Source organism: Streptomyces olivaceoviridis (genome assembly GCF_014650115.1).
Lineage (GTDB): Bacteria > Actinomycetota > Actinomycetes > Streptomycetales > Streptomycetaceae > Streptomyces > Streptomyces olivaceoviridis.
In genome coordinates this window covers 1-14,090 of record NZ_BMUI01000068.1, presented here as the reverse complement: position 1 = coordinate 14,090, position 14,090 = coordinate 1, and the positions used below count along the sequence as shown (strand labels likewise).

The 14,090-nt window shown below is 74.4% G+C and carries 2 protein-coding genes; both read left to right on the top strand.

The window, feature by feature from the left end:
- The coding region (locus tag IE273_RS42545) for an SDR family NAD(P)-dependent oxidoreductase (protein WP_189820469.1) at nt 1–7,316 on the top strand (7,316 nt) is incomplete at its 5' end.
- A 26-nt stretch (nt 7,317–7,342) separates the two neighbouring features.
- On the top strand, nt 7,343–14,090 hold a 6,748-nt coding region (locus tag IE273_RS42540), incomplete at its 3' end, for a type I polyketide synthase (protein ID WP_189820468.1).

The window sequence follows — 14,090 nt, the reverse complement described above, 5'->3', positions numbered from 1 at the left end:
TCCGGCAGTTGGTCGCCGCGGGGTACGACACGTTCGTCGAAGTCAGCCCCCACCCCGTCCTGACGATCTGGGCGCAGCAGGCACTGGAGGCCGGCGACGGCGGAGCCGTTGTCGGCACCCTGCACCGCGAGGAGGGCGACCTGGACCGCTTCCTGACCTCCCTCGGAGAACTGCACGCGCGCGGCGCCGCGGTCGACTGGGCCGCCGTGCACGTGGGCGGACGCCGTGTCGACCTGCCCACCTACGCCTTCCAGAGGAAGCACTACTGGCTCGTCCCGACTCCTGGCGAACCCCGGGCCCTGCCCACGGCGGGCGACGGCGACGCATGGCACTACCGGGTCACCTGGCGCGTCCTGACCGGCGGGCCGACCCGCCCGGCCGCCGGTGACTGGCTGGTAGTGACTCCCGCCGGCACGGACGCCGAGGGGTACCTCGACGCGCTGCGCCGGCACGGCGTCCACACCCTCGTGGTCCCGTGGGAGGAGACCGCCGACCGCAACGCCCGCGCCGAACTGCTGCGCACGGCATCGTCCGGCGGCGAGCCCACGGGCGTGCTCTCCCTGCTGGGTCTCGCCGACCACCCATGGTCGGCCGGATCGGCGCTGCCCGCCGGGCTTCCGCTGACCGTGTCCTTGCTCCAGGCCCTGGGGGACGCGGGCATCGACGCGCCGCTGTGGACCGCCACCCGCGGCGCCGTGTCCGTCAGCCCTGGCGATCCCCTGGACAGTCCCGCGCAGGCGGCCCTGTGGGGCCTGGGCGGTGTGGCCGGCGTCGAGTATCCGGCACGATGGGCCGGCCTGGTCGACCTGCCCGCCGCCTTCGACGACCGGGCCGCGGAACAGCTTCTGGCGGTCCTCACCGGGGAGACCGGGGAGGACCAGGTGGCCGTCCGCCCGTCCGGCGTCTACGGCCGCCGGGTCGAGCACGCCGAGCGGCCGTCCGGCCCCGCGACCGGCGACCCGTGGCAGCCCACCGGAACGGTCCTGGTCACCGGTGGCCTCGGCGCCCTCGGCGGGCACGTGGCCCGCTGGCTGGCCACGGCCGGCGCCGAACACCTGGTACTGACCGGACGGCGCGGCCCGGACACCCCCGGCGCGGCCGAACTGGCCGCCGAACTCGGCGCGCTGGGCGTCCGGGTCACCGTCGCCGCCTGCGACGTGGCCGACCGGGACGCCGTCGCGGAGCTCCTGGCCGGCATTCCGGCCGAGACGCCGCTGACCGCCGTGGTGCACGCCGCGGGCGTCCTCGACGACGGCGTGGTCGACTCCATCACCGGCGAGCGCGCGGCCGGCGTGTTCCGGCCGAAGGCCGACGCCGCCCTGCTGTTGCACGAACTGACCCGCGACCTGGACCTGTCGGCGTTCGTGCTGTTCTCCTCACTGGCGTCCACCGTCGCCGGCACCGGCCAGGGCAGTTACGCCGCGGCCAACGCCTACCTCGACGCGCTGGCCGTGCACCGCCGCGACCTGGGTCTGCCCGCCACCTCGGTCTCCTGGGGGCTGTGGGGCGGCAAGAGCCTGACCGACGAGGCCGTGGCCGCCCGCCTGATCCGCGACGGCATGCCCGCCATGGACCCCGAGCGCGCCGTCGCCACCCTGCGGCACGCCGTCGGCCGACGCGAACCGCACGTGATCGTCTCCGACTTCGCGTGGGACCGGTTCGTCCCCGCCTTCACCGCCCTGCGACCCAGCCCCCTCATAGCCGACCTGCCGGAGGTCGCCGCGCTCGCCGAACGGCCGGCCAGGCCCGAGCAGCCGTCGACGCTGGACCGGGCCGCGCTGCTGGAACTGGTGCGCACGACGGCCGCCGAGGCCCTCGGCTACCCCGATGCCGACGCCATCGGCCGCGACCGCGTCTTCAAGGACCTCGGCTGCGACTCGCTGACCGCGGTCGAACTCCGCAACCGCCTCTCCGGAGCGACCGGGCTGCGACTGCCGGTCACCCTCGTCTTCGACCACCCGACCCCCTCCGCCGTCGTCGACCACCTGCTGGCGGAACTCGGCGAGCCGGAGGCGCGGACCCGGGACGTCGCGGTCCCGGCGGTCGGCGCCCCGGTCACCGATGACGAGATCGCCATCGTGGCCCTTGCCTGCCGCTTCCCCGGCGGCGTCCGCACCCCGGAGGACTTCTGGCGGCTGATCAGCGAGGGCGGAGACGCCATCACCCCGTTCCCCACGGACCGCGGCTGGGACCTGGACGCCCTGTACGACCCGGACCCGGACCACCACGGGACCACCTACGCGCGCGAAGGCGGCTTCCTGCACGACCTGGCCGACTTCGACCCCGCCTTCTTCGGCATCTCCCCGCGGGAGGCGACGACCATCGACCCCCAGCAGCGGCTGCTGCTCGAAACCAGCTGGGAGGCGTTCGAGCGGGCCGGCATCGACCCGCAGTCGGTCAAGGGCAGCCGCGCCGGCGTGTTCGTCGGCTCCAGCTACCACGACTACGGTCTGCGGGTGCGCAACGCGCCGGAGGAAGTGGAGGGCTACCTCGGCATCGGTAGCGCGGGCAGCGTCGCCTCCGGGCGTATCTCCTACACCCTCGGCCTGGAGGGGCCGGCCGTCAGCGTGGACACCGCGTGCTCGTCCTCACTGGTCGCCATCCACCTCGCCGCGCAGTCCCTGCGCGCCGGGGAGTGCACCATGGCGCTGGCCGGCGGTGCCGCCGCGATGGCCACCCCGGTGTCGTTCATCGAGTTCAGCCGGCAGCGCGGCCTCGCCGCCAACGGCCGGTGCAAGCCCTTCGCGGCTGCCGCCGACGGCACCGCCTGGGCCGAGGGCGTCGGCATCGTGCTGCTGGAGCGGCTGTCGGACGCCCGGCGCAACGGGCACCCGGTGCTGGCCGTCGTGCGGGGCAGCGCGGTCAACCAGGACGGCGCGTCCAACGGCCTGACCGCCCCCAACGGTCCCTCGCAGCAGCGGGTGATCCGCGACGCCCTGGCCAGCGCTCGGCTGGCGCCCACCGAGCTCGACGTGGTCGAGGCGCACGGCACCGGCACCAGGCTGGGCGACCCGATCGAGGCCCAGGCGCTGCTGGCGACCTACGGCCAGGACCGCGCGCAGCCGCTGCTCCTCGGCTCGGTCAAGTCCAACATCGGCCACGCCCAGGCCGCCGCGGGCATCGCGGGCGTCATCAAGATGGTGCTGGCCATGCAGCACGGCACAGTGCCCGGCACCCTCCACGTGGACGAGCCGTCGCCGCTCATCGACTGGACCGCGGGCAGCATCGAGCTGGTCACCGAGAACACCCCGTGGCCCGTCACCGGCCACCCCCGCCGGGCAGCCGTGTCCTCCTTCGGTGTCAGCGGCACCAACGCGCACACCATCCTGGAACAGGCCCCCGACGACACGGCGACCGCCGACGACGTGCGGGAGCCGCTGCCGGTGCCGCTGGTGCTGTCCGCCCGCAGCGCCGAAGCACTGCGCGAGCAGGCGGCCCGGCTGGACGGACACCTGGCGGAGCACCCGGAGCTACGGGTCGCCGACATCGGCTACACCCTGGCCACCGCCCGCGCGCACCTCGAACACCGGGCCGTCGTGCCGGGCGAGGACCGCGACGCGATCCGTGCCGCCCTGCGGTCGGTGACCGGCGCCCATCTCCCCGCGGAGCGGCGCCTTGCGTTCCTCTTCTCCGGACAGGGCAGCCAGCGGCTGGGCATGGGGCTGCGGCTGCACCGCGAGTTCCCGGTCTTCGCCGGGGCGTTCGACACCGTGTGCGCAGCCCTCGACCCGCTCCTGGACCAGCCCCTGCACGCCGTCATCGGCTCCGCCGCCGACTCGGCGGAGGCGGACCTGCTCCACCGGACGGCCTTCACCCAGCCGGCCCTCTTCGCCGTCGAGGTCGCGCTCTTCCGGCTCGTCGAGCACTGGGGCGTGCTGCCCGACTACCTCCTCGGCCACTCGGTCGGCGAGCTGGCGGCAGCGCACGTCGCCGGAGTGCTGTCGCTCCCGGACGCCGCCCGCCTGGTGGCGCAGCGGGCCCGGCTCATGCAGTCCATGCCCGGTGACGGGGCCATGGTGTCCGTGATGGCCCCCGAGGACGTGGTCCTGCCCTTCCTCGCCGACCGTGGGGACACGGTCACCGTGGCCGCCCTCAACAGCACGACGGCCACCGTCATCGCCGGGGACGAGGAGGCCGTGCTGGACGTCGCAGGCCGACTCGCCGCGGACGGCTTCAAGACCAAGCGGCTGCGCGTCAGCCACGCCTTCCACTCCCCGCACATGGACGGCATGCTGAAGGAGTTCCGCGAGGTCGCGGCGGGACTCGAGTTCCACCCGCCGCGCATCCCCATCGTCTCCAACGTCACCGGGGCCCTCGCCGACGCCGACCAGCTGTGCTCACCGGACTACTGGGTGGACCACGTCCGCCAGGCGGTGCGGTTCCTCGACGGCGTTCGCACCCTCGAACAGGCCGGGGTGACCGCGTTCCTGGAGATCGGCCCCGACGGCTCCCTCACCGCGCTCGCCCAGGACTGCCTGGAGGGCCCGGCCGAGCTGATCCCGCTGCTGCACCGGGACCGCGACGAGATCCACTCGGTGACCGCCGCCCTGGGCCGGCTGCACACCCAGGTGCGCACCCCCGACTGGGAGCGGGTCCTCGAAGGCCGCGGCATGCGGCGCGTACCGCTGCCCACCTACGCCTTCCAGCGCGAGCGCTACTGGCTGGACGCCCCCGCCGACGCCGGCGACGTGACATCGGCGGGTCTGGTCGCCCCCGGGCATCCGCTGCTGGGAGCCGCCGTCGAACTGGCCGAGTCGGACCAGTACGTGTTCACCAGCAGGCTGTCGCTGCACAGCACACCGTGGCTGGCCGACCACGGGGTCTTCGACGAGGCGCTGTTCCCGGCGACGGCCTTCCTCGAACTCGCGGTCCGGGCGGCCGACGAGGTCGGCTGCGGTCGGGTCGACGAACTGTCGCTGGCGGCACCGCTGGTGCTGCCGGCGCAGGGCGCCGTGGTCCTCCAGATGCGGGTCGGCCCGCGGGCGGCGGACGGGACCCGCTCGCTGGAGGTGTTCTCCCGGCCGCAGGACGCGCCCGCCGAGGAAGCGTGGACCCGGCACGCGGACGGTGTGCTGTCGCCGACCGTCGTGCCCGCCACCCCGTCGCTCACCGAGTGGCCGCCGCCGGGCGCGGAGCGGATCGACGTCACCGGCCTGTACGACCGGTTCACCGAAAGCGGCTTCGCCTACGGTCCGGTCTTCCAGGGGCTGACGGCGGTGTGGCGCCGTGGCGAGGAGGTGTTCGCCGAGGCAGCCCTGCCCGCGTCCGTGCGGTCCGAGGCCGGCCGCTTCGGACTCCACCCGGCTCTCCTGGACAGCGTGCTGCACTCGCTGGCCTTCGGTGTGCTGAGTGGCAGCGGCCAGGCCTGGTTGCCGTTCTCCTGGAGCGGCGTCACCCTGCACGCCGGCGGCGCCGCCGCCGTACGGCTGCGGATGGCGCCCACCGGCGACAGCTCGATGTCCGTCACCCTCGCCGACGCCACGGGCGCACCGGTCGCCACGGCCGAGTCGCTCGCCCTGCGGCCGGCCGCACCCGCCCGGTCCGCGACCGGTGGCGGACGGATCCACCAGACCCTGTACCGCCCGGAGTTCACCGAGGTACCGCTGCCCGCTGCCGGGAGCGCCCCCGCGTTCGAGGTGCGCGGCTACGAGCCCGGACAGGACGCCGCCGCGGTGCGCCGCGCCACCCGGCAGGCGCTCGCCGACATCCGCGACTGGCTCGCCCAGGACAGGGAGGGCGCCAAGCTCGTCTTCACCACCAGCGGCGCGGTGCCCCTGACCGCGGAGGACGACGTGACCGACCTCGCCGGTGCCGCCGTCTGGGGCCTGGTCCGCTCCGCGCAGACCGAGCACCCGGACCGTTTCGTGCTGGTCGACCTCGACGACGACACGGCACTCGCGCGCGCCGTGGCCGGCGGCGAGCCGCAACTGGCGGTGCGCGACGGCCGGGCGTACGCCTACCGCATCGCGCGCGTACCGGTGGGCGCCGCTCCCGCCACGCCGCAGTGGGAGCGCGGCGGCACCGTCCTGGTGACCGGCGGCACGGGCGCGATCGGCGCCCACGTGTCCCGGCACCTGGTCACCGAACACGGGGTAAGGCGGCTGCTGTTGACCAGCCGCAGCGGCCCCGCCGGCGAAGGCGCCGCACGGCTGCGGGAGGAGCTCACGGCGCTGGGCGCCGACGTCGAGGTGGCGGCCTGTGACGTCGCCGACCGCGACGCGCTCGCCGCCCTGCTCGCCACGGTCCCGTCCGCGTTCCCGGTCACGGCCGTCGTCCACACCGCCGGTGTGGTGCGGGACGGCATCGTGGCAGCCATCACCGACGAGCAACTGGACGCGGCCCTGCGGCCCAAGGTCGACGCGGTCCTCAACCTCCAGGAGCTCACCGCGGACCTGGACCTGTCGGCCTTCGTGGTCTTCTCCTCCGTGGCCGGCGTCTTCGGCGGCATGGGGCAGGCCAACTACGCCGCGGGCAACGCCTTCCTGGACGCCCTGTCCCACCACCGCAGGGCCCGGGGACTGCCGGCCGCCTCGCTGGCCTGGGGCCTGTGGGCCAACGACACCGGCATGAGCGGCCACCTCGACGAGAACGACTTCAAGCGCATCGCCCGGGGCGGCATCATCGCCTTCCCGCCCGCGGAGGGCCTGGAGCTGTTCGACACGGCGCTCGGCGAGGACCAGCCGGTCCTGCTGCCGCTGCGCCTGGACACCAAGGCGGTCCAGACGCAGGGCGAGGTGCCCGCGCTGCTCCGCGGCCTGGTGCGCTCGACCGTACGGCGCAGTGCCGCAGACGCCACCACCGGCGCCGCGGAGGCGGCGGGCCTGGCGCAGCGGCTGGCCGGCATGACGGACACGCAACGCGACCGGGCCCTGATCGACCTGGTCCGTGACCACACCGCCACCGTGCTGGGATTCACCGACGCCGGCTCCGTCGACGTCGACCGGGGCCTGCTCGAGGTGGGCTTCGACTCGCTGACCGCGGTCGAACTGCGCAACCGGCTGGGCGCGGCCACCGGACTCCGGCTTCCCGCCACCCTGCTCTTCGACTACCCGTCCTGCCGGGCCATCGCCGGCCACCTCGCCGCCGAACTCGTTCCGGAGCCGGCGGACGGGCTGCTGCCGGGCGTCGCCGAGCTGGAGCGGCTCACCGCCCTCCTGGACGACGAGCGTTACCGGGACGAGCTGACCGGCCGGTTGCGGGACCTGTTGGCCAAGGCGGGCGCGGGAAGCGACGCCGACCGCGTGGAGCAACTCTTCGACTCGGGCGACGACGACGAGATCTTCGACTTCATCGACAACGAACTGGGCATGTCGTGACCGCCCAACGAGGTACAGGGACAGCAGTGAACGACGACAAGCTCCGCACCTACCTGAAGCGGGTCACGAGCGATTTGCACCGCACGCGTCAGCGGCTGGCCAAGCTCGAGGCCAGGGACACCGAGCCCATCGCGATCGTGGGCATGGCCTGCCGCTACCCGGGCGGCGTGCACAACCCCGAGGACCTGTGGCGCATGGTCGCCTCGGGCACGGACGCCATCACACCGTTCCCCTCGGACCGCGGCTGGGACCTGGAGCGGCTGTACGACCCGGAAGGCGTCCGGCCGGACAGCAGCTACGCCCGCGAGGGCGGCTTCCTCGACGCGATCGCGGACTTCGAGCCGCAGTTCTTCGGCATCTCGCCGCACGAGGCGCTCGCGATGGATCCGCAGCAACGGCTGCTGCTGGAGACCACCTGGGAGGCGTTCGAGCGGGCCGGCATCGATCCGCAGGCCCAGCGCGGCGCCCAGGTCGGCGTCTTCGCCGGCATCCAGTACCAGGACTACGGCTCCCGCCTGCGCCATGTGCCCGAGGAGGTCGAGGGCTTCCTGGCCGGAGGCAACTCCGACAGTGTCGCCTCCGGCCGCGTCTCGTACGTCTTCGGCTTCGAGGGGCCCGCGGTCAGCGTGGACACCGCGTGTTCGTCGTCGCTGGTCGCGCTGCACCTGGCGGCCCAGTCCCTGCGCGCCGGGGAGTGCACGCTCGCCCTGGCCGGCGGCGCCATGGTGATGGCGACCCCCGTCGCGTTCACCGAAATGAGCAGGCAGCGGGGCCTGGCCCGGGACGGCCGGTGCAAGTCGTTCGCCGCCGACGCCGACGGCACGGGCTGGGGCGAAGGCGTGGGCATGCTCCTGTTGGAGCGGCTGTCGGACGCCCGGCGCAACGGACACCCGGTGCTCGCGCTGGTACGCGGCACCGCCGTCAACCAGGACGGTGCCAGCAGCCGGCTCACCGCCCCCAACGGACCCGCCCAGCAGCGGGTCATCCGCAAGGCGCTCGCCGACGCCCAGCTGAACCCCGCCGACGTCGACGTCGTCGAGGCGCACGGCACCGGTACGCCGCTCGGCGACCCGATCGAGGCGCAGGCACTGCTCGCCACCTACGGCCGCGCGCACAGCCCGGAGCAGCCGTTGCTGCTGGGCTCGCTGAAGTCGAACATCGGCCACACCCAGGCCGCCGCGGGCGTCGGCGGGATCATCAAGATGGTGCAGGCCATGCAGCACGGCCAGGTGCCGCCCACCCTGAACGTCGGCCGCCCCACGCCCCAGGTCGACTGGGAGTCCGGAACGGTCCGGCTGGCCACCGAACTGCTCCCCTGGCCCGCGGTGGACCGGGTCCGCCGTGCCGCCGTCTCCTCCTTCGGAGTCAGCGGCACCAACAGCCACGTCATCCTGGAACAGGCTCCGGCTCCCGAGGAGCCGGAGGAGACCGGAGCCGAACCGGGCACCGACGCCGCGCCCGCCACGGTGACCGCCCCGGCCGTCGTACCCTGGGCGCTGTCCGCCCGCAGCGCCGGGGCACTGCGCGACCAGGCGCGGCAGTTGCGCGCCCTCACCGGCCTCGATCCACTCGATGTCGGCCACTCCCTCGCCACCACCCGAGCCGCGCTGGAACACCGCGCCGTCGCGGTCGGCGACCTCGTCGGCGCCCTCGCGGCCCTGGAACGCGACGAGGAGCACCCCGGACTGGTCCGGGGCACCGCCCGGTCCACCCGCGACCTGGTCTTCGTCTTCCCGGGCCAGGGCGCCCAATGGGCGGGCATGGCGGTGGACCTCCTCGACACCTCACCCGTGTTCGCCGACCGGATCGCCCAGTGCGCCGAGGCACTCGCCCCGCACGTGGACTGGTCCCTGGAGGACGTGCTGCGCTCCGGCGACTTCGACCGGGTCGACGTCGTCCAGCCGGTGCTGTTCGCCGTGATGGTCTCCCTCGCCGCCCTGTGGCAGTCCGCCGGGGTCCGGCCGGACGCCGTCGTCGGCCACTCGCAGGGCGAGATCGCCGCGGCCGTGGTGGCCGGTGCGCTGACGCTGGAGGACGGGGCGCGCGTCGTCGCCCTGCGCAGCAAGGCGCTGAACGCCCTCGCGAACCGCGGCGGCATGACCTCGGTCGCTCTCTCCGCGGAGGAGGCCCGGCGCCGGATCGGTCCCGGCCTGTCCATCGCCGCCGTCAACGGCCCCTCGTCCGTCGTGGTCGCCGGCGACCCGGCCGCGCTCGACGCGCTCGACGGCTGGGACGACGTGCGCGTCCGCCGCATCCCCGTCGACTACGCCTCGCACTCCGCCCAGGTGGAGGAGATCCGCGAGGAACTGCTCAGCACCCTCGCGGGACTGAGCCCGCGCAGCGCCGAGATCCCCTTCTACTCCACGGTGACCGGCGGCCTGCTGGACACCGCCGCGCTCGACGCCGAGTACTGGTACCGCAACCTACGGCACACGGTCGAGCTGGAGACCACCGTCCGGGCGCTCGGTGCCGCGGGCCATGACGTCTTCGTCGAGGTCAGCCCGCACCCCGTGCTCGCCGCCGCGGTCGAGGAGACGGTCGGCGGGACCGTGGTCGGCACGCTCCGCCGGGAGTCGGGCGGCCTGGACCGGTTCCTGCTGTCCCTGGCCGAACTGCACGTCGCCGGCGTGACCGTCGACCTCGGCGCCCTGCTGCCCGGGGGCCGCAGGATCGACCTGCCCACCTACCCGTTCCAGCGGGACCACTACTGGCTGGAGGACCACAGCGGCCACCAGGGTGACGTGACCGCGGCCGGACTCGGCTCCGCCGAACACCCGCTGCTCGGCGCGGTCGTCGCGCTGGCCGACGCCGAGGGCGCCCTGCTCACCGGACGCCTCTCCGTCCGCACCCACCCCTGGCTCGCCGACCACACGGTGCGCGGCGCGATCCTGCTGCCCGGCACCGCGTTCCTGGAGCTGGCCGGCCGCGCCGGTGATCAGGTGGGCTGCGAGCGGATCGAGGAACTCCTGCTGGAGTCCCCGCTCGTGCTTCCCGAGAGCGGGTCCGTCGTCATCCAGCTCGCCGTCGGAGCCTCGGACCGGGACGGCCGTCGCACGGTGACCCTGCACGCGGCCCCCGACGGCACCGACGAGTGGACGCGCCACGCCAGCGGCATCCTCTCCGCCGCGCCCGTCGCCCCCGCCGCCGACCTCTCCGTCTGGCCGCCACGGGGCGCCACCCCGCTCGACACCGCCGACATGTACGACCGCTACGCCGCGGCCGGCTTCGGCTACGGTCCGGCGTTCCAGGGCCTGCGAGCGGCCTGGCGCCGCGACGACGAGCTCTTCGCCGAGGTTGCGCTCCCCGACGACCAGCACGACCAGGCCCGGCACTTCGGCCTGCACCCCGCGCTGCTCGACGCGGCGCTGCACGTCACCGGCCTCGCCGACGACGCCGAGGCCCGGCTGCCGTTCTCCTGGACCGGCATGTCCCTGCACGCGCAGGGCGCCTCCGCCCTGCGCGTCCGGATCGCCCCCGCCGGGCAGGACGCCGTCTCCGTCCACGTCGCCGACCCCGCCGGCCGCCCCGTGGCCTCGGTGGAGTCGCTGGCGCTGCGCCCGCCCGCCGACGACGCGGTCCGCGTCGCGGGGGCCGACGCGGTGTTCCGGCCCGCCTGGAGCCCGGTGTCCGCCACGCCCGGCGCCGCCGAGCCGGCCGAGACCGTACGGATCCGGCCCGGCGGCGACGTCCGGGTCGTGCTGAACCACGCGCTCGCGCAGGTGCAGCGGTGGCTCGCGGACGACCAGCCGGGCCGGCTGGCGTTCGTCACGAACGGAGCGGTGGCCTGCGCGGACGCGGAGGACGTCACCGATCTGGCGGGCGCCGCCGTCTGGGGCCTCGTCAGGTCCGCCCAGTCGGAACACCCCGGCCGCTTCGTGCTGGTGGACACCGACGGCGAGATACCGCTCGTCACCGGCGAGGACCAGCTCGCGGTACGCGGGGCCCGGGTACTCGCCCCACGTCTGGAGCGCGTCCGGTCCGAGGGCCGGCCGCCCGCGCTCGACGGCACCGTGCTGATCACCGGTGGCACCGGCCTCCTCGGCTCCCACCTCGCCCGGCACCTCGTCACCCGGTACGGCGTACGCCACCTCGTCCTGCTCAGCCGCACCGGACACGCCCCGGAGCTGGAGGCGGAGCTCACCGGCCTCGGCGCCGAGGTCGACGTGGTGGCCTGCGACGCCGCCGACCGGGAGGCCCTCGCCGCGGTGATCGGCAGCCTGCGCCGGCCGTTGTGCGCCGTCATCCACGCGGCCGGCGCACTCGACGACGGAGTCGTCACCTCCCAGACCCCGGAACGGCTCGACGCCGTCCTGCGGCCCAAGGCGGACGCCGCGGTCAACCTGCATGAGCTGACCCGCGACCTCGACCTGTCCGCGTTCGTCCTCTTCTCCTCCGCCGCAGGAGTCTTCGGCGGCCCCGGCCAGGCCAACTACGCCGCCGCCAACGCCTTCCTCGACGCGTTGGCCCGGCACCGGCGAGCCCTGGGCCTGCCCGCCCAGTCCCTCGCCTGGTCCCTGTGGGAGCAGGCCAGCGCGATGACCGCGCACCTCGACGAAGCCGATTTGCGCCGCATCGCGCGCTCCGGCATGCCGCCGCTCACCATGGAGCAGGGCCTGGAGCTGTTCGACCGCGCGCTGGCCGCGCCGGACCCGCTGCTCGTCCTGATGCGGCTGGACCTGCGGGCGCTGCGTGCCTCGTCCGACCCGGTACCGGCGTTGCTGCGCGGTCTGGTCCGCGGTCCGGCCCGCAGGGCCGTCGCGGCGGAGACCCAGGAGGACACGACCTCACTGGCGGGGCAGCTCGCCACCCTGCCCGCGGGCGACCGCCTCGGCGCCGTGGTCGAGGTCGTCCGTACCCGTGTGGCCACGGTCCTCGGCCACGCCTCCGCCGACGTCATCGACGGCGGCAGGGCCTTCCGCGACCTCGGCTTCGACTCGCTCGCCTCGGTGCAGCTGCGGAACCGGCTCAACGCGGTCACCGGCCTCAAGCTCCCGGCGACGCTCGTCTTCGACTACCCGACCCCGCTGGCGCTCGCCGAACACCTGCTCGCCGAGCTGGGCGAGGGGCGGGACGCGGCCCCCACGGCGGCGGTCCAGGCGGTCACCGTCGACGAACCGATCGCGATCGTCTCCATCGGCTGCCGTTTCCCCGGAGACATCAGCTCTCCCGAGGACCTGTGGGACCTGGTCGCGGCCGGCGGCGACGCCATCGCCCCCTTCCCCGGCGACCGCGGCTGGGACCTGGACGGCCTCTACGACCCGGAGGGCACCCGCCGCGGTACCTCGTACGCCCGCGAAGGCGGCTTCCTCACCGCCGCGGGCGACTTCGATCCGGGCTTCTTCGGGATCTCGCCGCGTGAGGCGCTGGCGATGGACCCGCAGCAGCGGCTGCTGCTGGAGACGTCCTGGGAGGCGTTCGAACGCGCGGGCATCCGGCCTGAGGACCTCAAGGGCAGCGCCACCGGTGTGTTCGCCGGAGTGATGTACCAGGACTACGCGGCGCGTCTCACCGAGGTGCCCGAGGAGATCGAGGGCTTCCTCGGCACCGGCACCTCGCCGAGCGTCCTGTCCGGTCGGATCGCGTACACCTTCGGTCTGGAGGGTCCCGCGGTCAGCGTGGACACGGCGTGCTCGTCGTCGCTGGTGGCGATGCACCTGGCGAGTCAGGCGCTGCGCTCGGGCGAGTGCTCGCTCGCCCTCGCCGGCGGCGTGACCGTGATGTCCACGCCCGCCCTGTTCACCGAGTTCAGCCGTCAGCGCGGCCTGGCGACCGACGGGCGCTGCAAGGCGTTCGCCGACGCCGCCGACGGCGCGGGTTTCGGCGAGGGTGTCGGCATGGTGCTGCTGGAGCGGCTGTCGGACGCGCGGCGCAACGGGCATCCGGTGCTGGCGGTGATCCGGGGCAGTGCGGTGAACCAGGACGGCGCGTCCAACGGCTTGTCCGCGCCGAACGGTCCGTCGCAGCAGCGGGTGATCCGGCAGGCGTTGGCCAGTGCCGGGCTGAAGCCGTCCGAGGTGGACGTGGTGGAGGCGCACGGTACGGGAACGTCGCTGGGTGATCCGATCGAGGCGCAGGCGGTGCTGGCCACCTACGGCCAGGAGCGGGACCGGCCGCTGTGGCTGGGTTCGCTGAAGTCGAACATCGGTCACACCCAGGCCGCCGCGGGTGTGGCCGGTGTGATCAAGATGGTGCTGGCGATGCGGCACGGTGTGCTGCCCAGGACCCTGCACGTGGACGAGCCGTCGACGCATGTCGACTGGTCGGCGGGCAAGGTGGAGCTGCTGACGGAGGAGCGGCCGTGGGCCGAGGGGCGCGGTCCGCGCCGCGCGGGTGTGTCGTCGTTCGGGCTCAGTGGTACGAACGCCCACCTGATCCTGGAGCAGGCTCCGGTGGAGGAGCCGGCTGCGGAGGAAATGGTCGGTGGTCCGGTGCCGTCTGTGGTGCCGTCTGTGGTGCCGTGGGTGGTGTCGGGTCGTTCGGTGGACGCGGTGCGTGCGCAGGCGGGTCGGCTGGTCGCGCTGGCGGGTGAGGACCGGGCCGCGGTGGGTGCGGGTCTGGCGGGCCGGTCGGTGTTCGAGCATCGTGCGGTGGTCGTCGGCGGGTCGGCGGGGGAGTTCGAGGCGGGTCTGGAGGCGGTTGCGGCGGGCGAGCCGTGGTCCGGCGTGGTGTCCGGTGCGGTCGCCGCCGGCGTGGGCCGGACGGTGTTCGTGTTCCCTGGTCAGGGGTCGCAGTGGGCGGGGATGGCGGTGGAACTCCTTGGTTCCTCGCCGGTGT